19 protein-coding genes, 1 tRNA gene and 2 pseudogenes are annotated in these 23,552 nt (G+C 45.4%); 11 read left to right on the forward strand and 11 right to left on the reverse strand.

Annotated features, from left to right (window positions below; genetic code table 11):
- The first annotated feature begins 68 nt into the window (after positions 1-68).
- Positions 69-515 carry an FMN-binding protein gene (locus U6B65_02370; protein ID WRS27992.1) on the forward strand — a complete coding sequence of 149 codons (447 nt, stop codon included), beginning with the start codon at positions 69-71 and terminating at the stop codon, positions 513-515.
- A gap of 58 nt (positions 516-573) precedes the next feature.
- On the opposite strand, the gene U6B65_02375 is transcribed toward U6B65_02370, so the two are convergent.
- The 3 genes from U6B65_02375 to U6B65_02385 all read right to left on the reverse strand — a co-directional run bounded on the left by U6B65_02375 (position 574) and on the right by U6B65_02385 (position 3,131).
- The gene (locus tag U6B65_02375; protein ID WRS27993.1) at positions 574-1,050 is read right to left on the reverse strand and encodes a pyridoxamine 5'-phosphate oxidase family protein; all 477 of its coding nucleotides are present in this window, start codon (positions 1,048-1,050) and stop codon (positions 574-576) included.
- 39 nt (positions 1,051-1,089) lie between these two features.
- The gene (locus tag U6B65_02380; GenBank protein ID WRS27994.1) at positions 1,090-2,301 is read right to left on the reverse strand and encodes an MFS transporter; all 1,212 of its coding nucleotides are present in this window, start codon (positions 2,299-2,301) and stop codon (positions 1,090-1,092) included.
- A gap of 389 nt (positions 2,302-2,690) precedes the next feature.
- Positions 2,691-3,131, reverse strand: coding sequence for an RNHCP domain-containing protein (locus tag U6B65_02385; protein ID WRS27995.1), 441 nt, complete (start codon positions 3,129-3,131; stop codon positions 2,691-2,693).
- 301 nt (positions 3,132-3,432) lie between these two features.
- Here U6B65_02385 and U6B65_02390 point away from each other — a divergent pair, with 301 nt between their 5' ends.
- From U6B65_02390 to U6B65_02405, 4 genes are all read left to right on the forward strand, one after another.
- Entirely contained in the window at positions 3,433-4,428 is a 996-nt protein-coding gene (locus U6B65_02390; protein WRS28900.1) for a spore photoproduct lyase, read from the forward strand.
- Positions 4,429-4,524: 96 nt separating this feature from the next.
- Positions 4,525-4,611: transfer RNA gene (locus U6B65_02395), tRNA-Leu, on the forward strand.
- 101 nt (positions 4,612-4,712) lie between these two features.
- Positions 4,713-5,162 carry a hypothetical protein gene (locus tag U6B65_02400; protein ID WRS27996.1) on the forward strand — a complete coding sequence of 150 codons (450 nt, stop codon included), beginning with the start codon at positions 4,713-4,715 and terminating at the stop codon, positions 5,160-5,162.
- 260 nt (positions 5,163-5,422) lie between these two features.
- Positions 5,423-5,998 (forward strand): DUF1697 domain-containing protein, encoded by a 576-nt coding sequence (locus U6B65_02405; protein WRS27997.1) that lies wholly within the window; start codon positions 5,423-5,425, stop codon positions 5,996-5,998.
- 238 nt (positions 5,999-6,236) lie between these two features.
- Here U6B65_02405 and U6B65_02410 read toward each other — a convergent pair whose 3' ends face one another.
- Complete coding sequence (locus U6B65_02410; GenBank protein WRS27998.1) at positions 6,237-7,427, reverse strand: IS256 family transposase; 1,191 nt, start codon at positions 7,425-7,427, stop codon at positions 6,237-6,239.
- A gap of 215 nt (positions 7,428-7,642) precedes the next feature.
- Here U6B65_02410 and U6B65_02415 point away from each other — a divergent pair.
- Positions 7,643-7,738, forward strand: a pseudogene (locus U6B65_02415) (DUF3852 family protein).
- A gap of 58 nt (positions 7,739-7,796) precedes the next feature.
- Here U6B65_02415 and U6B65_02420 read toward each other — a convergent pair.
- The 5 genes and pseudogenes from U6B65_02420 to U6B65_02440 all read right to left on the reverse strand — a co-directional run bounded on the left by U6B65_02420 (position 7,797) and on the right by U6B65_02440 (position 11,853).
- Positions 7,797-8,547 (reverse strand): annotated as a pseudogene (locus U6B65_02420) (N-acetyltransferase).
- 106 nt (positions 8,548-8,653) lie between these two features.
- Positions 8,654-9,097 carry a GNAT family N-acetyltransferase gene (locus U6B65_02425; GenBank protein ID WRS27999.1) on the reverse strand — a complete coding sequence of 148 codons (444 nt, stop codon included), beginning with the start codon at positions 9,095-9,097 and terminating at the stop codon, positions 8,654-8,656.
- A gap of 954 nt (positions 9,098-10,051) precedes the next feature.
- Positions 10,052-10,435, reverse strand: a complete 384-nt coding sequence (locus U6B65_02430; protein WRS28000.1) for a BlaI/MecI/CopY family transcriptional regulator — start codon at positions 10,433-10,435, stop codon at positions 10,052-10,054.
- A gap of 123 nt (positions 10,436-10,558) precedes the next feature.
- Entirely contained in the window at positions 10,559-11,512 is a 954-nt protein-coding gene (locus U6B65_02435) for a hypothetical protein (GenBank protein ID WRS28001.1), read from the reverse strand.
- Complete coding sequence (locus tag U6B65_02440; protein ID WRS28002.1) at positions 11,512-11,853, reverse strand: PadR family transcriptional regulator; 342 nt, start codon at positions 11,851-11,853, stop codon at positions 11,512-11,514. Before U6B65_02440 ends, U6B65_02435 begins: the two co-directional genes overlap by 1 nt.
- 631 nt (positions 11,854-12,484) lie before the next feature.
- Between U6B65_02440 and U6B65_02445 the strand changes: the two genes are divergently transcribed.
- The 5 genes from U6B65_02445 to tnpA all read left to right on the forward strand — a co-directional run bounded on the left by U6B65_02445 (position 12,485) and on the right by tnpA (position 20,885).
- A complete protein-coding gene (locus U6B65_02445) occupies positions 12,485-13,207 on the forward strand; it encodes a LytTR family DNA-binding domain-containing protein (GenBank protein WRS28003.1) in 723 nt (240 codons plus the stop codon).
- Between the two features lie 496 nt (positions 13,208-13,703).
- Positions 13,704-14,531: an ATP-binding protein gene (locus U6B65_02450; protein ID WRS28004.1), complete on the forward strand. Its 828-nt coding sequence runs from the start codon at positions 13,704-13,706 to the stop codon at positions 14,529-14,531.
- A 130-nt stretch (positions 14,532-14,661) separates the two neighbouring features.
- On the forward strand, positions 14,662-14,955 hold the full coding sequence (locus tag U6B65_02455) for a hypothetical protein (protein WRS28005.1): 294 nt from the start codon (positions 14,662-14,664) through the stop codon (positions 14,953-14,955).
- Positions 14,952-20,039 (forward strand): S-layer homology domain-containing protein, encoded by a 5,088-nt coding sequence (locus U6B65_02460; protein WRS28006.1) that lies wholly within the window; start codon positions 14,952-14,954, stop codon positions 20,037-20,039. The genes U6B65_02455 and U6B65_02460 overlap by 4 nt, the downstream gene beginning before the upstream one ends.
- Positions 20,040-20,414: 375 nt before the next feature.
- Positions 20,415-20,885, forward strand: a complete 471-nt coding sequence (tnpA, locus tag U6B65_02465) for an IS200/IS605 family transposase (protein WRS28007.1) — start codon at positions 20,415-20,417, stop codon at positions 20,883-20,885.
- A 98-nt stretch (positions 20,886-20,983) separates the two neighbouring features.
- On the opposite strand, the gene U6B65_02470 is transcribed toward tnpA, so the two are convergent.
- Positions 20,984-22,159, reverse strand: a complete 1,176-nt coding sequence (locus U6B65_02470; GenBank protein WRS28008.1) for an IS256 family transposase — start codon at positions 22,157-22,159, stop codon at positions 20,984-20,986.
- 218 nt (positions 22,160-22,377) lie between these two features.
- Positions 22,378-23,436 carry an acyltransferase family protein gene (locus tag U6B65_02475; protein WRS28009.1) on the reverse strand — a complete coding sequence of 353 codons (1,059 nt, stop codon included), beginning with the start codon at positions 23,434-23,436 and terminating at the stop codon, positions 22,378-22,380.
- Positions 23,437-23,552: the final 116 nt, after the last annotated feature.

The following is a 23,552-nucleotide window of genomic DNA, read 5'->3' on the forward strand; positions in this document are numbered from 1 at the left end:
TAGTCTTTGGAATCAATGCTGTTGTAAAGCGTATTATGGATAGAATCTTTTGAACAGGAGAGACAACTATGAAACGAATCAAGGTATTTGTTTGTCTGCTGCTCCTTGTGCAGGCAATTCTGCTTCCCGGATGCTCTCTCACTTCCTATCGGGATGGGGTGTATACCGCTCAAGCAGCGGAATTCTCTTCCAGCGGTTGGAAGGAAACACTGGAGCTAACCATTAAGCATGGAAAAATAGCCAAAATCAACTGGGACGCCATTTATAAGGATGACAGCATTCCGATTCGCAAAAAACAGTACTCGAAAAGCGGGCTTTACGGAATGCTGGCGGGGGGTGCCAACAACGAGTGGTATGATCAAGCCGTTGCGGCTGAACAGTTTATTATTGAAAATGGCCCGGGTGCTCTGGCCCTAACCGACGATGGGCATACTGATGCAGTGGCGGGCTGCTCCATTTCAGTCAGCGAACTGGATCGCCTCCTGGCAGATTGTCTAAAGCAAGCTCAAAAATAAAATGAATTAAAAAATCCCTTTGCTTTTGCAAAGGGATTTTTGGTTTTCGGTTGCATGCTTAGCCAGGCATTTTCTTGTTTGCTTTACCCGAAATATGAGAGGGCATAATTTTTATTACTTTGGTTCGGGGAAGCATTTTCTCGATATAATAAACACCGGTTTCCAAATTGTCCAGGCAATATTTGCCGATAATGGCGGTGAGAGCCTGCTGTTTTTCTTCTCCGCTGGCCTCACAGGCTGTCCCAAAAACAATGGCACTTTCATAGTTGGTAGTGAAATCGTTAGGAAGAACCTGCGTTTCACCCACTACACAAAAAGAAACCCGGCTTTCGTGAGAAATGTTTGCCAACTTGGATCCAGCCAAAGCACAATGAAAATAAATGGCTCCATTGTGGTAGACATAATTAATTGGTATTCCGTAAGGCTCTCCATCTGCTGCAACAGTGGAAAGAACTCCATATTCGCCTTTGCGGAGTACCTGTTCTGTTTCTGCTTGGCCTAGTGAACGGTCTTTTCGGCGCATTTCTTTTAACACAAGGAACCTCCCATAATCAATACAAATTCTTTAAAACAATTAGATATTTTCGGGCTGAATCATAACGGACTGTACCGGGCGATTTGGCTCTTTGATAAGCAGAGTGCCCAAGAAGCCAATCAAAGCGATGCCGGATAGGACATACATAGCGGTGGGAAGGCCGTGAATATCGCCTATTTTTCCCAGCATAGGTGAGAAAATGCCGCCAATGCTGACCGTCAGGCCCATTGTGATTCCAGAAGCTAAGCCCAGACGGTTGGGTAAATATTTCTGCCCCAAAGCTACAGATGGGGTATAGGCAAAGTTGACTGCTGCCGAAAGAAAAATGACAAATACAGTAGCCACCATTACACTCTTGGTCAGCAGAGTGAGAATCAGCAGAGGGAAGATGACCCCAAAAGAAGTGCAAATCACACGGCGAAAGCCGAAGCGATCGGCCAAGCGCCCACTGATGAGGGTGGCAATGGTGGCGGCAATCGCCATAACGGTGACCATCATACTGCCACGTTCTTGGGTTTGTATCAGCACACCCACCCAATAGAGCGGGATAAAGGCCTGCAAGCCACTATGTATAATGGAACGGGCAAACAGCGAGATGCAAAGCTTAAAAAAAGCGGGCCAATCATCCTTTTGGCCGTTATCGGCGTTAAGTTTGCGTTCTTCATCGGTCATTGCGCTGGAAAATTGCAGGAATTTTTTCTGTTGAAAAAGAAAAACCAGCGAAATAGCGATGACAGGCAGAATGATAATCGCTCCGCCTTTGATGCCCCAAACGGAGACAGCGGCTGTGGCCATAATCGGCCCTACAATAAAGCCGATATTTCCACCGGCTGAGAAAATGCCCACACTGCGGCCCTTATGCTCACCGGCAACGCAGTTGGCCATTCTGCCGCCTTCGGGATGAAACATAGCGCTCCCTAAACCGGCAAAGGTCACTAGACCAAACATGGCCCAATAGTTATCTACAAAACCAATAAAAGCGATTCCCACACCAGAAATCAGCATTCCAAGAGTCATAAGCCACGGCATTGCCTTGCGGTCGCTTATAACCCCCAGAACCGGCTGAACCAATGAGGATAAAAAGCTGCTGGCAAACAAAAGTCCGGCGGCGGAAGCATAATCAATGCCCCGTTGGGCAACCAAAAAGGGAAGAAGAGCAGGAAGGGCAGCTTGGCTCATGTCAGTACAGATATGCCCGATCATCATCAGATAGCTGTAACCTTGAGAGCCTTGTTTTACCGAGTTGTTCATGTTCCAATTTCCTTTGCTGAGTGTATTTTTAAGATAATTAGGCGGAAAAGAAAATCGCAGCATGCCCGCAGGCGTAAAAGGATGCAGCCTACTTTATGCAGACTGCATGCAAATAGTATATCATGTTCTGGTGATAAACAAAAGAAAAGTTAAGAATTTATCATTTATATTTAAGCACTGTTTTGGCAGAAGAAAAGAGCTGGATTTTCATAATTATAGACGATACAAATAAAAACTGCGTCTTTATTTGTGGGGCAAAGACCGCAGGCCGCAAATCGGCCTGTTCTTGCTGCACTAAAGATGGCTCCAAGAGCCTTGCAATGAAGTTTTGATTTGAGATGAAAAAAACACGCCTCATCGGAGTGAAGCGTGTCAAAAGTATAGAAATATTAAAATCTTGAGTTTTGTTTTATGCTGCCTTCGCCACCCATGAGGGCTACCATCTCCTCTATACGTTCTAAAGGGAAAGGCGGCTGACACAATGGCTTCATTGCAATGCTCATAAGCTTCATGGGATTATCATCTGCGGCAACACGGTTTGAGGATAACGCCCCGCACCGGCGGCAGCGGTGAATAATCGCCCATTCGCCGCCATTTCGAACCCATACAGATACAGGCTCCATAATTCCGCCGCAGTCTGCCTGGCGGTCGCCGGGCTCATTATCAACATGCAGACTTGTTAGGCAGTTTGGGCAGTGATTGCGGTGCTCGCTTCCGGCACCTTCGGGAATGACCTGCCTTCCACAACTTTTGCAGATAAAAATATCATGGCAGGCGTTCGCTTTAAAATAACCCTTTTCGTATTGCTTGCGCTTGTTTTCTCGATTCATAGAAGTGTTCCTCCAAAAAGTAAATGAATCTCCTTTTGGGAGGATTGCGGAGTTTACCTTTCGCAAACCTCCCGGTTTGCAGCAAGCTCCTTAGAATTTGTTCTTTTCAAAAAGCCAATTCTCCTTCTTCACATTGTTAAGGTTGTTATTGTGTTGGTCTTTACCCAAAATATTTTGTGTTAAGACACCAACATTATAGCATGAATATAGCAAATAGAAAAGAGATTTTTTCACAGACTTTAAAATAGTATCAACAGTATTGGGGAAGCTATCACTGTCAGGAGTGAATTGAACTATGAATATGCATTTTGATGCCGTTTATTATGAGCCGGATGCACTTGGCTATGCGTTGGGGCAAATGCTCAAAGCAAAATATGCAGGCTTGCCTTGGATCGAAATAGAAAGTCATAACCGCATACCTGCCTTATCCGCAGCAAATAATCGGGATTTTGTCAAACTAAAACAGCATTTAATTATAGGCCTCAGAAAAACCCACAAATATGTGCCAAACCAAAAGGTTTCCGATTGGCTGGTTCCCTATACCTCATCAGGCTGCCGTGCCATGTGCCTGTATTGTTATCTTGTATGCAATTATAACAAGTGTTCTTATCTTCGCCTGTTTGTGAATCGTGAGCAAATGTTGGAGAAGCTTCTTAGAACAGCCGATGCCGCTCTGGAACCGCAAACATTTGAAATTGGCAGCAACAGCGATTTGATTTTGGAGAATACAATTACAGACAATCTGGTTTACACAATCAAGCGCTTTGCGCAGGAGGGCCGGGGGCACTTAACCTTCCCGACAAAATTCGATATGGTTGCGCCTTTGCTTGGTATTGAACACCAAGGTAAGACGATATTCCGTATGAGCATGAACCCGGAAGAGATTATTCGCTCGGTTGAATTGGGCACATCTCATTTGGAAGCACGGATTCAGGCGCTGAATCAAATGGCAGAGGCCGGATATCCAGTGGGCATGCTGCTGGCGCCTGTCATTCTGCTCCCGGATTGGCGGCAACTTTATGGCAGGCTGATTGAACGGCTGGCAGACCAATTAAGCCCTAAAGTGAAGGAAACCGGCTTTATAGAAATTATATTGATGACCTACAGCTTCGTTCAGAATGCCATTAATACCGATGCCTTTCCCAATGCGGTGCAGCTGTTCAACCGGGAAACTATGACCGGGCGAGGGCGGGGGAAATACTCCTACCGGAACGATATACGGTTTGAGGTGGAGGATTTTCTGCGGCAGAAGCTGGCCGCACAATTGCCTGAAATGCCGATCCTATATATTTCATAAGCCGTTGCATAAAAAAAGAGACAAGATTCCTTGACGATTTTTCCAATTTGAGGTATAATAAACGACAGTCGATTTATAGCCGGAGTCTTTATTTATGCCGCTGTGGCGGAATCGGCAGACGCAAGGGACTTAAAATCCCTCGGTGGAAACACCGTACCGGTTCAATTCCGGTCAGCGGCACCAAATTAAAGTCATGTATGAGATTTGAACTCATATATGACTTTTTGTTTTATCTATGCTACAATTAAGAACAGTGCAAATGATTTATAGATTTCGGAGAAAAAATGAAGAAATATCAATTTGGATTTAACGTTTGGGGACTGGCGCTATTTATCCTTATTATGATTCCTAACTTCATATGGTTTTCTGTACCCGCCCCCCATGATGTTTTAAGGCAGGAATCTGTAACCCCTTTCATCGATAGGGTTGCCTCAATATGTCAAGTTGTAATGATTGCTGCCATTTGTCTGTTGAGACGAAAAGATGTACGAAAATTTACAATATGCAGTAAGTGGCTGTGGATTTGTATGGCTGCAATCATTATATATTTCATCTGTTGGGCAGGATACTACTTAGGTGTTGCAGAGGAATTCGCTTTGTTGTCCTTGAGTGCTTTACCATGTATTGCATTTATTGCATATGAGATTGATCGTAAAAACTGGATAGCTTTAATTCCTACTTTGGTTTTTACTGTTTTGCACATTATTTATAGTCTGTTGAATTTTGTTATTTAATTCCATAATTTTAGCGCAACCGAAGAACCTTCCTTATTTTGAATGTTCGATTATATTGTTTGCATGCGTGACAGTCTAAATCCTCATCTGAAAACAGGATGATATGCAGAATTGACGCGGCTCTCAAAATCGTTTCTAAAGGAATTGAGTAATCTTTCTTTAGAAACGATTTTTTATTGTGGGATTAGTCCGCGTGTGTTACAATCGAAGAAAGCAAAATTGACGGATATAGCCAATTTGGCTATACGAAGGAGCTTGAAATGGACGAAAAAGGTTTTCCAAAATATGTCGCCTTTTTCCGCGGAATTAATGTTGGCGGGAAAAACAAGGTTAAAATGGCCGACTTAAAGCAACTCTTTCATGATTGTGGCTTTTGCGATGTGACAACGTATATCCAAAGCGGAAATGTGATTTTCAGATCTGATCAAGACGAATTTTTACTGCCGGATGTTATCTCCCATGCCTTCGAAAAGCGTTTTGCTTTCCCGAGTGATGTTATTTTGCGCTCCGGCAATGAAATATCCGCAATAATGTCGGCATTGCCGTTTTCAAGAGAAGAAATAGAGCAAGTCGAAGTCAAAACTCCGGAAGTTGAGCATGTGTATGTTTTCATGGCAAACGATTCTATCGACCCTGCCGCCGCAGAAACATTGTATTCAGCGTACGGTGGAGAAGATAAGCTGTCGGTTGTGAAACGTGAGCTTTATCTGCTTTGTTATCATAGTATACGCGATTCAAAGCTGGCGACCTCGTTGTCAAAACTTGGTGTTTCGCTGACCTCCCGTAATCAGAAAACAATGCTTAAAATTTGTGAGTTGCTTGACGCCGACAGCTAAATCTGCACGATGTAAAAGTAAGTGATTGCATGCAATATTCGTTTACCTGCGGGTTCCTGAACACTCGTACCATAATTAATACCCCAAGCGGATGCCCTGCGGTTTTCACCGCAGGGCATCCGCTATTTATGGGCTTCTTCACTCTCAAAATGGCCGTCAAAAAAAGTGCGAGTTCATATTTGAAGGGTAGTGTCAATAGTTTTTCGCAAATTGGTTTTGAGCCTCTGATAATGTGGGATTAACCAGCGATCAAGGCATCGTCTGCTGCAGCAGCAAGATGCTTCATGTTCATGTATTTCTTGTTACCCCACTGAGTACCGGCGACATGGCGCAAACGTGCGCAGACGAGCATCAGAGCGGAGTTTCCATCAGGAAATGCGCCGACCACCCTTGTACGGCGACGGATTTCACGGTTAAGGCGTTCGATGACGTTGTTCGTGCGAATTCGTGTCCAATGTTCGGGTGGGAAATCGGCATAGGTAAGCGTCTCATCAATGCTATCCTCCACTTTTCTGGCCGCTTGGGTCAGCTTCATGGCGTGCAGTTCTTGCACAACGGCTTTCGCCTTCTCCCGTGCCGCTTTTTTGCTTTCCTGCGCATGGATAGCCTTAAGCATTTTCGCTACCAGCTTCACCTTGGAGCGAGGGGTAACAGAGAATACATTACGGTAGAAATGCACGGTGCAGCGCTGGTATTTGACGTCGGGAAACACTTCATAGACGGCCTCCAGCATACCCAGACATTTGTCACCCACAATGAGCTTGACACCAGAAAGTCCACGGATTTTCAGCCATTGGAAGAAGGACACCCAACTTGCTTTATCCTCTTTCATCCCTTCAGCGGCGCCAATCACCTCCCGGTAGCCGTCCTCATTGACTGCGATGGCTACGAGGATAGCCACATTCTCATATTCTCCGCCCCAGTTGCGGCGAAGGTAGATGCCGTCCACATAGACATATGGGTATTTCCCGCCTTGCAAGGGGCGACCCCGCCAATCTTCAATGTGGACATACGCTTTCTTGTTCAGTTCGCTGATCGTGGCTGGTGACACCTTGCTTCCCCACAATGCCTCTGTAATATCCTCTACTCGCCGTACTGATACCCCGGCCAGATACATCTCAATCAATGCTTCTTCTACGCTGCTTTCCCGGCGGCGGTACCGCTCAATAATCGCTGTCTCAAAGGACACTCCTTTCAGCTTCGGCATTTTCAGCTCCACATCCCCTGACGTTGTTGTCAGATTCCGGTTGTAGTGCCCGCTGCGGTAGCCCTGTCGACCCTCACTGCGTTCATATTTCGCGGCATTGGTCAGTTGCTGTGCTTCCTGCTCCAACAACCCATTGAGTGTTTCCTCCACGCTATTACGCACCAGTTCCCGGATTTCTACCTTGATTATCTCTTCGTTTAGTTGTACAATTTTCTCGGACATGGTTTTCCGTCTCCTTTCAAAATGGTGGTGTCGTTACTCCCATTTTACCAGAGACTTAAACCTTGTCCTTTTCTTATTTGCGAAACTTATTGTACCTTATCATTTGAAGTGTGCATGGAGTTGAACTCGCACCTACGTCCTTTTATGGAAGAAATCCTAAAAAGAAAGCGGCGCTTTTTTATCGATGAAACAATAAAAGTAAGCGAAAAGGGGATGGACAATTTGAGTGGGCGGCTCCGGCGATCCTGTTCGCCTGCTTAGTGTTCACTATGACGGTGCCGGCCTATATCTGGACGATTCTAGATATGTAGCCGCCAAAAGCAGAGCAAGCGTTCATGTGCTTGCTCTAATTGAAATATATGGGTTACGTTAATTTTTGTCCAGCAGTTTCTTTAGGTAGCCTTCATTAAGCATGTGGACTGTTTGAAATTTTCCATTATAAAAAACGGCCCAATTGTTAAACACACCGGGAAGTGACTTTGCCTTTTCTACTGTATCAACAGCAATAAGCCTAAGCGGAATGGAATTCGCTTCACAGTACCCCTTTACTTGTTCGATACAGTTGGGTATATAGGGGCATTGCAATCCATAATAAATGGTCAATTCCTTGTTTTCAATAGACTGATTTCTTGCGCTGTCCGCAAAATTTGGTTGTGTCCCATCAAAAGATAACGCTAATAACTCATAGTCGCCCAGGAGAGTATCTACAGTCAAAAAACCGTTGGCTTGCATGAATTTTTTGTCGGATAAAAACGGCGATTTCTTTTTGGAGCTAATTACGCAGATACCTGATTTTCCCCGGCTTTTTGCGTCATCTATACAGTATTTCAACAGTGCCTTACCATGCCCTTGTCCCTTGAAACTGCCAGCCACCCAAAGGCAATAGATATACATATAGTTTTGACCAACAACAGGAACCCCATGCCTTTTCCAGAGGGGCATACTCAATAAACACCTTGCCCTTTTCGTTTAGCTTACGGAATACATGCCCTTCTTTTATACGCTCCGCAAGCCATTGGCGTTTTACATTTACACCGGCTTGATGTTTCTTGTCGGCAATGGCACAGCAAAGATGCTCTGCCGGCAAATTCTCGGCTGTAATATTAATATATTCACTCATAAAATACATCCTCTCATGTTAATTTTATATTCCAAAACAGTCTTACATTAATATGCATGGTGTTTATTTTAACGCATCAAAAGCTCACAAACTAAGATAGAATAAATTACGATAATCTCATGTATAAAATGGGATATGGCATGCCTTGCTCATCTGTCTCAGTTCTTTTATAAACTTGAAAACCCATGTGTTCGTAAAATCCTTTTGCTTGTGGATTTTGTTCGTTTACCCCTAATTCGTTAATGGAGTATTCCTTAATGCCATATTGAATCAATTTCTTTCCTAAACCCTGTCTACGTTCTTGGGGAGAGATAAATAACATTTCAAGTTTTTGTGCATCTATCCCCATAAATGCAACAGGAACACCTTTTTCATTCTCGGCAATAATCAAATGCGCAATATCCGCTAAAGCCTGTGGAATATATTGCTGAATATTGTCTATCTCCACATCTGTTAAAAACAAATGAGTTGCTTTCACAGAGCTTTTCCAGACTTTCACGAGTTGTTCTATCAGTATTGAATTTCTATCTTCAACTTTAATTATTTTCATATTTGCTCCCTTGTCAAATATAAATTCGCTCATCAAGCGTAAAAATCAACTGCTATCACTTGAGTAATATTTTGTTGGGCAGTATATATGCAAAAATTCACCATAGAGAAACCAGTGCTGCAAGCAACTGATTATGAACAAGGATTAGGGAGGACTGAATCATAAGATTTAAAATTGTCCTTTTGCAAGGGTACTCTGGAAGATCTTAGGCGTGTAGCCGTGGAGTGAAAGAAGCAGGATATCCTCGCCCTGCTTCTCTTTAGCAAGATAGCAAATGTGCGAATATTATGCTTGTTTTACTTTACTGCAGCTATATCTCCAGTGGTTAGAAACACGCACCTTTTTTTGTAGCAGTGGCTGCTATTATACCCTTTCTATGTTAAAATTATCGCTGCCAAGATAGCATATATACAGATTACCATTGCCATCTTCAAATAAGATAATCCTATCCCCGCGATTCTTCTTTGTATCCTGCCATTCTACACGTGTGGCGGTTGCGGTTGATAAATCAATATCCGTTCTTTGAAGGCTTACTGCAATTTTATTACTGTTTGCCTGTGAATCATACGGGTGGGGTGTTGTTTCAACCAGGCGCCATTTTTGGATACTGGGATCTTCTGGGCTATACGTTAGCAGGATATAACCATATCGGTTTTCGTCAGCACTGAATGTCATGGTGTATAGCTGTATGTCGGAACGGGTGAGCGAAACGAAATCATGATCCAACATCTGAACAGGGGCCAGGGTATCGTAGTTCCATCGGGGCTTCACATTTTTGTCAATATCCGCTGCAAACCACCCATCAAGGAATTTTTTGATGGAGTTGTTTTGCAAATAACGATAGACAGGATTATCTGGAGATAAATAATAGGAGGCAACGCTGGCACTGCAAGCAGAAGGACTATGATTACAAAGGATGTTGCCAAGGATATATGCAGGAATGTCCAGATTAACTCACTGCCCATCCTGTCTACCGCCTTTCATATCGTCAAGTAGAGTTTGCAGCTCTTGCAAATCTTCTTTACTCACAGCATCGGTCAGCGAAACGGACAGGACAAAATTTTTCAGTGAGCCATGGAACAGTTTATTCAATACAGACACACTTTCCTTTTGCTGATATTCCTGTTGCATCACCAAAGGTCGGTAATAATGTGTCTGTCCTTGCATTTCCTTAGAAACAAAGTTCTTTGCCTCTAGCCGACTTAGATATGTGTTGAAAGTCGTCCCCTTCCAGTTAAGGTGGGACAGCCTCTTTTGGATATAACTGCGGGGCACGGCTTCCTTTGTTTCCCACAATGTTTGCATAATACCGAGTTCCGGTTCGGTTAACGTGTACACAATATCACCGCCTGCGTAAATTGTAGTAGATGTATACATACTACAATTTACGCAGGCGGTTGTCAACATCAATTACTACTAAAATATATTGTAGATAAAATATCCTCATGAATCGTATTAAATCTATTCACGCATACCCTTCCAAGTTTTCCAAACAGATTCGCCGGTATCAATTGCACTAATTATTACAAATGCGGCTGATAAAAAGATAGTCATACCATCCGGAAAGATATGTTGATAATCTTTAGAAAATTGGTTGGTAAATACAACAAATTCACTACTCAATAGGTCTGGCCAGTGCAGAATATATATGGCAATGCTGACCCATACGATATTACTTACTATATTGGCGATACAAAGTGAAAGATTCCATCGCGCCCAATATAACTTTAGACAATTTATTAGCAAATTTATTCCTCCTAATGAAAGAATAAATAGGATACTTCGGTCAAGTGCAGCCTGCGAAAATGGGATAATTATCTCCGTGTCATACACAAATGGCAATAACCACTCAGCACGTACAATTGAAATGGTGAACCAAGCCGTTAAAACTACAGATAAGATTATTCGAGCAATCGATGAAGAACGTGGGATTTTTATTCCTGTTTGCTCAGTCAGTTGAGGTAAATCGTCGACAGTCCATGACTTGGGCTTAGATTTGCATCTCTCGCTGATAGCAAAACCAACTGTGACCCAAAACACTGCCCTCAAGGCCCCGGAGAGCGCTGAATCTATGCTGGAAAGGAGAATTTCGACAATAGAATTTGGTAATGCAACTGTAACTGCACCTATGAAAGCAAAAACACCAGCCATCACCATCGTTACTGTTTTCAGCACAGATATATAGAGTTCAAATACGGCGGGTGAAATTAGGTATCGTGGGTTTTGACGATATTGCTCTGCCAGTAAATATGGTGCGCCGAGTTTTGTTAGAACGCCTGTAATATCTTGTTCTTTTGGATTATCAGGCAGCATATCTGCTATGCACATTTCCAACTCTAATCTGACTTCACTGCGTTCTTTTTCTGATAAACGGCGGGTGACATCATAAATGTAACGTTCGACCATTTTATTCATTATACGTCTGCCTCCTTTAGTAGATTATTCATTTCACGTGTCATGCATAGCCATTCTTTACGTAACTGCACATAGACTGTCTGTCCACGGTCACTTAATATATAGTATTTGCGTGGACGATTTTCAGCAGTATCCCATTGACTTTGTAATAATCCTTGTGTTTCCAAACGTCTCAATAATGGATAGAGCGTATTAGACTCTATATGGATTCCTTTACTTTCCATATCTTGTAACAGCGAATACCCATATTGAGCTTTACCTAGACTGCTTAGAACGGCTAACACAAGCGTACCACGGCGCAAATCGACAATTAGGCTACGAACCAGTTCTTCATCGGTCATTCCTATCACCTCTATATCCATTATACTGTATGATACACACTATTGCAAATAATATATTATTTTTTTCAGTATAATGTATGGACAATAAAAAAAGGCCCTGACTTGAGTCATTTCTATTATCCATACTATAAATTCCGCATAGCGACAGCATCAATGCTCAATAGCTGTCATTGGCAGTGATGAAATGATCAAAAGTGACAGTTAAAAATGTACAGAAATGGCTCCGAGAAGAACGGGCATACTACACTGCCTCCTTATGCTTTAGCATGAAATATCCACTGCGATATAGGTTCAGGTAATCTTAATCAAACGGAAAGTGTCAGGATATCTGAAACGCCTGCCAGGCAGTTGCGCTTTTTGCTTATCTATTGAAGCCATAGGGATATTCGTATATAATATGTTATGTCATTTAATATTTTTGAGGTGAAACGCTTGAGCAGTTTGCAGGGATATATCTCAGCGCAGGAAGTGTCGAACAAATGGGGCGTATCAGAATGGCGGGTGAATCAAGACTGCCAAGTTAGGGGAGGGGCATTCTGTTTTTTTCGTATTGGATGCACAGGGGTCATCCCCGCTAATGCCAAAAGCCTTCTGACCCACGAAAAGAACAAACCGGAAGGAACTGACCGTTATGCTGCGCATTGCAATCTGTGACGACCAGCCAAAGGAGCTTGAACAGGCTGAGAGCCTGCTTGAGAAATACGCCTGTGAACACACGCAACAGGATATGAAAACAGAGCTTTTTTCCGCACCTTTGGAGCTTCTTACTTATGTGGCAGCGAAAGGCGGGTTTGATGTGCTGCTGCTGGATATCTATATGCCGGGTATTCTCGGTACAGAAGCGGCGCGGGAACTGCGGGCTATGAGCGACAATTGCCAGATCATTTTCCTGACTACGTCACGCGACCATGCTGTGGACGCATTCTCGCTAAACGCCACGCATTATCTGGTGAAGCCCTATTCGGAACAAGAATTCTTTGCAGCTCTTGACAAGGCGCTCTATAACCTTGCGGATAGGCGCGGGGTGGTGCTTACTGTCAAATCGGTTAACGGTATCAGCCGTGTGGAGCTAAGCAAGCTTGTATATGCTGAAACAGATAGCCATGTTCAGAAATTATATTTATCAGACGGCAATTTGATCAGGGTTCGAAAATCCTCAACCGAGCTGTTTGAGCTTCTTCAAGGAGAGCCGCGTTTTTACAAATGCGGCAGCACCTATATCATTAATATGGACTATATCGTTGAGCTTTCATCCAGAAGTGTTGCTTTTTCTACCGGCACTAAGATTCCGGTGCTCAGTCGAAAATACACGGATTTCAAAAAATGGTACATGGATTACGTATGTAATCGTTGAGCGAGGGATGCTATCTATGCTTATTTATACATTGATACTTCTGCGATTTTTGCAGACGGGCGCTTATATTGGCCTGTTTTTCTTCTCCCTTATAAAGCTGAAGGAGCCGAAAAGAAAACGGGTTGCCATTACAGTTGCAATTTATATCGCAGTTGCCGGGGCATATTGCTCCTTGCTGTTGCTATATGGGCAGGAGTTAGCCGAAAGCCTGATTATACCCGTTGAAGTGGGGTTGTGTCTGATTCTGCTTGTTATCTGTTCCGCCGACAGGTGGCCAGTATCGCTTTTTGTCATGTTCACTCAGTTTAATTTATACCTGGGAATATCCTATATTTCCGATCTGTGCACCACCGAATATTCCGGACTGGTTTATAATATCGAATTTTTGCTGAACCGAACCGTGCTGTTTGGTGTGCTTTTGTTTCTCAATTTCAAATATCTGCGGCCTCGCTTCCGCAGACTGGTAGAGATTCTGGGAAAAGAATGGAATTCTATTATGCTGGCGGCCTTTTTCTTCTATGTTTTGGAAGCCGTTATCCTATATTTTCCGCGTTTCTATTGGTATGAGCCGGACTACCGCTGGTATCTGGTTGCAAGCTCCTATCTGGTTTTTTTCAGCGTCAACCTGCTGATATTCCGGTCAATCAATGCAATTGTGGGGAAATATGAGGAGCAGGAGCGTGGAAGCATCCTTGCGCAGCAAAATAAGCTGTGGGAAGAACAGATAACAGAGCAAACAAATGCTGTCAATGCTGCCCGCCGCGACCGCCATGATCTTCGCCATCACTACGACACGCTTTTAGAAATGCTTTCGGGCGGGAAAACACAGGAAGCGGTTGCCTATTTAAACGCACAGACCCGGAGAACGGAAAGTGCGGCTCTGTCGGACATCTGCCAGCACCCTGCCGCAAACGCTATCCTGTCAAGATGGGCGGCGCGGGCAAAGGAGAACGGCATCAAGTCCCAAATTGATGCGGGCATTCCCGCAGATCTCCCGATTGACGAGGTTGCACTGGCCGGTATTCTTGCCAATTCCTTTGAAAATGCCGTAGAAGGCTGCCTGCGCTGCCCTGAGGTCGCGGAGAAATTTATTACCGTGAACATTGCTTATTCTGTCTATAACGGAGCTGGAAAGCTTCACATTGTCTTCGAAAATACATGTGCGCATAACATCGTCTTTGATGGTGACTTTCCAAAATCCCAGAAGCCCGGGGGTGGCACGGGAACAAAGAGCATCACTTATACCGCCGAGCGCTATAACGGTATGGTGGAATTTACCGCGCAAGACGGTGTGTTCAGGACACGGATCCTGCTTCATTTATAGCATAAAACCCCAAAATGTGACAAATACATGACATTTACGCCAAATATCCTGCAATTACGCTGCGGCCGTTTTTCGGCCGCAGTTTTTTTGTATAATTTTACTGAGAAATTAGCTTTGAGGAAGTGATTCTATGATGGGAAAACCGCGTGACAGAACAGGGGAGATCAAGACGATCGGCAGGCTTGAAATTGAGCGCGGAGACTTCTGCGATGCTTTTGAACAGGACGAGAGCCGGCTTTTTTCCAGCCGGGAGTGCTGGTACTGCAAGCATGGGGATTTTGGCATTCTTACCGAGTGCCCCACCAAAACGGGAGTATGCAGCTATACGGAGGGAATAAACGGCATTTTTGATTCATCCACAAAACGGTGCGCGTTTGATCCGACCGTTCAGGCAGACACAAAAGAGGAGGAAGAGACAAAATGAAAAAACGATTATTAAGCTTTGCACTGGCATTGTGTATGATGCTGACCCAGCTGCCGATTTCAGCCATGGCGAAAGAAGCGGACATTTCCATCGGTGCAAGCGGAGAAATTATCGCATTTGCACCGCTTGATAAAACAGAACTGTCTGTATCAGCCGGCACAGCCATTGAGAATTTGGGGCTGCCTGAAAGTCTGACGGCAACGGTGCGTACAACCGCTATAGCCGACAGCGGCACAGCGGAGGAATCCGAGCAGGATTCAGGGAACCCGGACAATTTGACAGAGGCAATTCCCGGTTCTGCCACTCCGACAGATTCCGGCCAACAGGCAAAGGCAGACGAGACGACTCCGCCCGAATGGAACATCACAACTCCGAATATCCCGGTTACATGGGAAGCCACGCCGGAATATCAGGGAAATGAAAACGGCGTTTACATTTTCACGCCGGTAATTGAGGGCTATACCGTGAGCGCCGACCTGCCGAAAGTTGCTGTGACGGTGGGCGCGGCAAAGCGCCAGATGATACGCACGGCACCTAACGACCCCGCCGTATTTTCGGTTGCCATCAATATACCGCTAGAGATTAACGTTTTACCTATTTACGGAAACCCTCAAGTGAATGAAATGTTACTTCCTTCACACGGATTTACACAACCAACAGACGGAAGTAAAGCCGCAGAGTTATATTGGGATTCGACTCAAACTAATCCAATAACATATGGGGATACTAATTGTTCAATTTCTTCAATTCTGCAAAACAAAATATATTTTTATGCGACAGAGCAGGGAACTTATACGTTCACAGCTACATTTATTGATGATGATACACATCATGATTATCCGATTACGGTTACCGTCACCGATGGCAGCACCGCCGAAGCTCGATGGGGCGTGGCAGGAAGTGGTGGTTCCGCACCGGCAGTGTTGGCATACGGTACACTGGATGATGCCATGACCTATGCCAACAGTTTAGAAAGTGGCACGGCATACATTCAGCTTCGGGAGGACGTAGCTATCACTGAAACGCTGGTCTTTGCGTCAGGCAAGGCCACCATCCTCGACCTGAATGGCAAGGATATCGACCGTGGGCTTACGGCGGCAACTGCGAATGGCAATGTAATCACTGTCAGCGGCAGCCTGACTCTCAAGGACAGCAGTACGACTGAGGCTTCAAATCAGGGTCACATCACCGGCGGGTATAGTTCCAATGATACCGGCGGCGGTGTGTGTGTAAGCGGTAATTTTACATTACAGGGCGGCGATATCACCGGCAACAAGACAACTGTGTGGGGCGGCGGTGTAAGGGTTAAATCTGGGGCTTTGTTTATGATGCAGGGCGGCAGTATTACTGGCAATGAAGCGACCGGTGATGGTGGTGCTGTCTCTGTACCAGACGCCACCTTCAGTATGACGGGCGGTAGCATTACCGGCAATGAAAGCCCTAATGTGGGCGGTATCTCCATCTACGCTAGCGGGACTTATAAAATAGGTGGCACAGCTGTTATCAAAGATAATATAGAGACTAGCGGTGGCACTAAACGCAATGTGTTCGTGTATAGCTATAATTCCCTTTCGATCGATACGCCATTTACTACCGGAGCATCGATTTGGGTGACCTCAATTGATGCTCCCACAAGCGGTAGCCCGCGCAACATCACCGGCACAAGCTCCGCCGATTACAGCGGCTATTTCCACAGTGATAACAGCAGCTACATAATTCAGAATGGCGCAAACAATGTGGTGCAGCTTGCGGTGACAGTACCCACTATCGGTGAACTGACCATTTCCAATTCCTTTATGGCAGGGAAGCGGCTATATCTGGACGACGTTGCGGCCTATGTTCCTACTGTAACGCCTAACGGATACACCATCACGGCACAAGGCTGGCAGGCTTCCGTTAACTCCAGTGAGTGGATACCTTGGTCGGGAGCAACCAGCTATGTTCCGCTTGACACTAACGCCTTCCGGAAGCTGCGCTATTTTATAACCTACACAGACCGCGGCAGTGAAAAAACAATTACTTCCAATGAAATAACGTTTAATGTAATGGGATATACAACCGAGCTTGCGCTGGCGGCAGCTCCCGCAAATCAGCAAATCCTTGGAAGCGCCATTACCTTGACCGCAACCCTCATGGGCTTTTATTCAGGCTCGAATATAAACGGGCAGACAATTACCTTTAAGAACGGAGAAACAACCCTCGGTACGGCAACCCTAAATGCCGATGGCGTGGCTGCCTATACTTGGAGCCCGTCCGTTGCGGATGCTTACACACTAACCGCTGAGTATGCCGCCAATGCTTACAACAAAGCCGCCACTTCAAGCACGGTCAACTACGCGGTGATTGTTGACCCCAATATTGCGGCAGTCGACGCCGCCGGAACCGCTCTGGTTAACGGAACTGTCAATGTGGCTTTCAATGCATCACAGGCTGATAAAACAGCCGCCGTGCAAGCCTATGTGAACAGCCTGCTCACCGGGGATGCCGCAGGGGTGACCGCAACCGTCACCTACAACAACAGCACCGGGAAGTATGATGCTGCCATCTCTAAGGGCAGCGTGAACGACACCAAAAGCCTTTCCATGACCGTAAAAGTCGCACCTGACCCGGATATTGCAACTGTAGCTAATGCCAAAACCGTCGCACAGGGTGCAAGTTACGCCGACATGACTCAAGCTGCTGCAACGGATGAGAATGCTATTAAAACGGCACTTAAAAATGCCGCGGCAGTAGAGGTCAATAACAGCGGTGTTACAATCACCATAAATAAACTCAGCTACATTGCGCCGATTGCGGGAACTTCCGCAAATCCCAGCGGTACAGATGGCAGCTATACTTTTACCGCTACAGTATCCAAAGGCAGTTACAGTGAAACAACTGGGCAGAAAATCATTACTATCACGGCAACACCTTATACCGGTGTCACCGATGCGCAGGCAGTCGCCGCCGCCGGAACCGCTCTGGTTAACGGAATTGTCAATGTGGCTTTCGATGCATCACAGGCTGATAAAACAGCCGCCGTGCAAGCCTATGTGAACAGCCTGCTCACCGGCGATGCCGCAGGGGTGACCGCAACCGTTATCTACAATATCGTAACCAAGAAGTATGAAGTTCTCTTCTCTAAGGGCAGCGTGAACGATACCAAAAGCCTTTCCATGACCGTTAAAGTCGCACCTGACCCGGATATTGCAACTGTAGCTAATGCCAAAACCGTCGCACAGGAGGCAATCTACGGCAACATGACTCAGACAGCGACAGCTAATGAGAGCGCTGTTGAAACGGCTCTGAAAAGCACTGCGGAAACAGAAATCAGTAACAGCGGTGTTACCATTACCATAAACAAGGTTAGCTACACCGCACCGATTGCGGGAACCTCTGCAAATCCCAGCGGTACGAACGGCAGTTACACTTTTACTGTTAGAGTATCCAAAGGCAGTCAAAGCGAAACAACCGAGCAGAAAACCATGACCATTACGGCAACGCCTTATGCGGGTGGCTCCGGCGGTAATGATAACGGCGGGAGGGACTCTGACAGTGGTTCCGATAGGCCCACTCTGTCCACAAAGCCCACCGAGCCGGTGACTGGCAGTACAGAAAATAAGGCCACGGTAGACAACACAGGCAACGCCAGCGTCAGCCTGACCGACAAAAACATCACCGATGCCATTGCAAACGCACAGGCAGAAGCGGCAAAAAAAGGTGTGAGCCCAGGCGACATCACGGCGGTTATCCATGTCACCACCGCCGGTAAGGATGCAGACACAGTCACAGTCAATCTGCCCAAGACTACGCAGGAGAAGGTTATCGGAAACAAAATCTTCAGCGTTCAGCTTGTCATAGACCGCCCCGACCTTACCATCGGCATTGACCTTGCGGCCGTGACAGAGATCAACCGGCAGGCAAAGGCTGATGTCCAGCTTTCTGCCACTCGCATGGACAATACAAAGCTACCCGGCGATGCAAAGGCTGCCATCGGCAGCCGGCCCGCATATGACCTCAAAGCACTCTACGGCAACGGCAAGTCTGTGACCGACTTTGGCAAGGGCAGTGTCAGTGTGGAGATTCCCTATACCCTGCAAAAAAACGAAGCCGCCGGGTATGTCTACGCTGTCTATGTGGATGCAAAAGGCAAGGTAACCTACCTTACCGATTCCAGCTACGACGCCAAACGCGGAACGGTGGTGTTTTCCACCAGCCATTTCTCCACTTACGGCGTAGCCTACAAAGCCGGCTTCAACTTTACCGATATAGGCGGTCATTGGGCAAAGGATGATATTCTTTTTGCTGCAAACCGTGGTCTTATAACCGGCACCAGCACCACCACGTTCAGTCCGGGCGGCTCCATGACACGGGGAATGTTTGTAACGGCACTGGGACGTTTGGCAAATGCCGACATAAGGGCCTATAAGCAGTCCAGCTTTACCGATGTAAAGGCTGATGCCTACTACATGGGCTATATCGAATGGGCAAGCAAAAACAACATTCTGGTGGGCACCGAGGGAGGCAAGTTCGATCCGGACGGCCTTGTAACCCGTGAGCAAATGGCGGTTATTATGAGAAACTATGCCAAGGCCATGGGATATACTGTGCCGAAGGTTCATGTGGAAAACATCTTTTCAGATAACGCTAAAATCAGTACCCACGCCAAAGAAGCCGTAAAGCAGATGCAGATGGCGGGTGTGATCAGCGGCAAAAACAGCAACCTCTTTGATCCCCAGGGGACAGCCACAAGAGCCGAGGTTTCGGCAGTGCTGCGCCGCTTTGTTGAGCTGATGATTTTCAGCGATACCATGCAAGGCTGGACAATGAACCATTCCGGCCAATGGATGTTCTACCAAAATGGCAGGCCTGCCACAGGCAAGAAGGACATTGAAAGCTCAACTTATACTTTTGACCAGTATGGCGTGGTAGCGGATGTGCCGAAAAACCTGCGCTACACCACTTATACCGTGCAGAAAGGAGATAGTTTCTGGCTTATCGCACACAAGCTTGGCTGTTCTATGAGTGAGCTGGAAGAGCTGAACAACACAAGCCGGTTCTCGACTATCCTCCCCGGCGATGTACTCAGTGTGCCAGAAAAGTAAAACAACCAATCAGTAAAGCTATGGGCAAACACGGTTAAAACGGGGGACACCAAGCCGTGGGTAACGATGTTTCACGGTAAAAAACAACGGGGAAAACTATCTTACAAAAAATTTATCCCTAAGTTTGATAATATTACAGCTGTTGGACGGTAGTGTCAATAGTTTTTCGCAAATTGGTTTTGAGCCTCTGATAATGTGGGATTAACCAGCGATCAAAGCATCGTCTGCTGCAGCAGCAAGATGCTTCATGTTGCTTAAGAACCACCGGCTTTGCCGGTGGAGAAAGACCTTATAGGTATGGACAAGAAAAAAGCTCCCCGATATATTAAAAGTTAAGGTCTGCCAACCTAACTAAAAAATCGAGGAGGTCTTTAAATGAAAGACATAAACAGTTTAGAACATACCAAGTGGAGATGTCAATACCACGTAGTATTTGCACCAAAATACAGGAGACAAGTAATATATCGGGAAATTAAAGCAGACATAGGGTTTATCCTAAGGAAATTGTGTGATCAAAAAGGGGTAGAAATTATAGAAGCGAACGCATGCCCAGATCACATCCATATGCTAATCAGTATACCACCAAAGTTTAGTGTATCGCAGATAATGGGGTATCTAAAAGGGAAGAGCAGCTTAATGATATTCGACCGTCATGCAAATTTGAAGTACAAATATGGAAATAGGCATTTCTGGGCAAGAGGGTATTATGTGGATACAGTAGGGCGGAATAAAAAGCAGATACAGGAGTATATCAAAAAGCAATTGGAGGAAGATGAGCTATCCGATCAGATGAGTCTCAAGGAGTACACTGACCCGTTTACGGGTAGCAAGAACACCAAGGCATAAAAACGTACCCCTTTAGGGGTTGCCCGAGAAAGCAATGCGGATGGCAGATCTTTCGGGACCCCTTTAGGGGTACTGTCTGTATTGTGCCCTTCTAGGGCTTATTCAAGCCTCCGGCTTAGCCGGAGGTTTTGACTCATGTATTTCTTGTTACCCCACTGAGTACCGGCGACATGGCGCAAACGTGCGCAGACGAGCATCAGAGCGGAGTTTCCATCAGGAAATGCGCCGACCACCCTTGTACGGCGACGGATTTCACGGTTAAGGCGTTCGATGACGTTGTTCGTGCGAATTCGTGTCCAATGTTCGGGTGGGAAATCGGCATAGGTAAGCGTCTCATCAATGCTATCCTCCACTTTTCTGGCCGCTTGGGTCAGCTTCATGGCGTGCAGTTCTTGCACAACGGCTTTCGCCTTCTCCCGTGCCGCTTTTTTGCTTTCCTGCGCATGGATAGCCTTAAGCATTTTCGCTACCAGCTTCACCTTGGAGCGAGGGGTAACAGAGAATACATTACGGTAGAAATGCACGGTGCAGCGCTGGTATTTGACGTCGGGAAACACTTCATAGACGGCCTCCAGCATACCCAGACATTTGTCACCCACAATGAGCTTGACACCAGAAAGTCCACGGATTTTCAGCCATTGGAAGAAGGACACCCAACTTGCTTTATCCTCTTTCATCCCTTCAGCGGCGCCAATCACCTCCCGGTAGCCGTCCTCATTGACTGCGATGGCTACGAGGATAGCCACATTCTCATATTCTCCGCCCCAGTTGCGGCGAAGGTAGATGCCGTCCACATAGACATATGGGTATTTCCCGCCTTGCAAGGGGCGACCCCGCCAATCTTCAATGTGGACATACGCTTTCTTGTTCAGTTCGCTGATCGTGGCTGGTGACACCTTGCTTCCCCACAATGCCTCTGTAATATCCTCTACTCGCCGTACTGATACCCCGGCCAGATACATCTCAATCAATGCTTCTTCTACGCTGCTTTCCCGGCGGCGGTACCGCTCAATAATCGCTGTCTCAAAGGACACTCCTTTCAGCTTCGGCATTTTCAGCTCCACATCCCCTGACGTTGTTGTCAGATTCCGGTTGTAGTGCCCGCTGCGGTAGCCCTGTCGACCCTCACTGCGTTCATATTTCGCGGCATTGGTCAGTTGCTGTGCTTCCTGCTCCAACAACCCATTGAGTGTTTCCTCCACGCTATTGCGCACCAGTTCCCGGATTTCTACCTTGATTACTTCCTCGTTTAGTTGTACAATTTTCTCGGACATGGTTTTCTGTCTCCTTTCAAAATGGTGGTGTCGTTACTCCCATTTTACCAGAGACTTAAACCTTGTCCTTTTCTTATTTGCGAAACTTATTGTACCTTATCTGTTGGACTTCTGCTGACATTGGTAATCATCTTTTCTTTCCAATAAACATATTTTTAGGGCATCACCGTTTTATCAGCGGTAATGCCCTAATTTTATGTTATGCTCTACTGTAAATCTCATTTCTTGAGGCCGAAAATGAATCGTAAAATTCCAATTCGTTTACACAACTCGTATGAAAGAAACGTGAGCGGGATACTCCCCGCGAGGATTAAAGCCATTTGCAAAACTGTATTTTGTGTAAACTGAAACACATAAAAGGCAATGATAATAATCCAGGGTTGGTGAAAAATATATACAGAAAACGATGATTTTGAGAAATAGGCAGCGGTTATAATATTGAGATAATGTTTGCTCATACCCAAAAGAGCCAAAATGCCGACCCAGGCGTATAGTTCAATTATTGCCTCATATAAGATTGCGTTAATATTTAATTCTGTATTAAACAAAACTAAATTTATAGCCATTCCTAAAATAAACATCCCCGTCAGCAAAAAACGGTATCTGTCAAGCTTTTCGAGAATACGTTCATCGGATAGAATAAAATACCCCAGCAGGAAAAAAGCAAAATATTTTCCTACACTTTTTCCTGAGATATTCAATATAATCTGACAGGCCAACGGTATGACAAAAAAGGCAAGTAAAAGGGGCAAATTGATCAGGCCGATGGGTATTTTTCTTTTTGACTTTTGATATGTCTTCATCACCGGCAAAGCAACAAGTGATATTACAAATAAGTAAAGGATAAACCAGAAATGTCCGGGAGTAAAACCACCGTGATAACCCGAAAGGTCTGTTGGCTTTGTAAAAAACAAAACATATTGTTCAATATATCCCCCTGTATAGCCATTGTGAAACCGCTCAGCAAAATATGTCATGAGTGGCATGATCAGTAATATGCCGGATATCAGTGGAATAAACAGTTTCATAACACGTTCTTTCAGATATTCCAGAGGCGTTCTTTTTCTCAAGGCATAAGCTGAGCTCATACCAGCCACGACAAATAAAAGCGGCATGATCCAAGGCCATACTGCGACAATGAAGTTGCTTGTAAATGTGATATTCGTGCCTTTTATGTAAAAACTCTCGCCAAAGGAATTGTAAATCATAAAGGTATGATATGGGAAAAGCAACAGAACAACCAGACAACGCAAATTATCAACAGAATACTCTCTCATAAATCATTTCCTTATTCTCAATATATAAATGATATGCCCCGCTTCTATATAGCAGTGATAAATGACTGTCGTAATCACCACATGGCTGTAGCAAGGATACGACCATTGTATGGCGG

Source organism: Oscillospiraceae bacterium MB08-C2-2 (genome assembly GCA_035621215.1).
In the GTDB taxonomy this organism is placed as follows: domain Bacteria; phylum Bacillota; class Clostridia; order Oscillospirales; family Ruminococcaceae; genus WRAV01.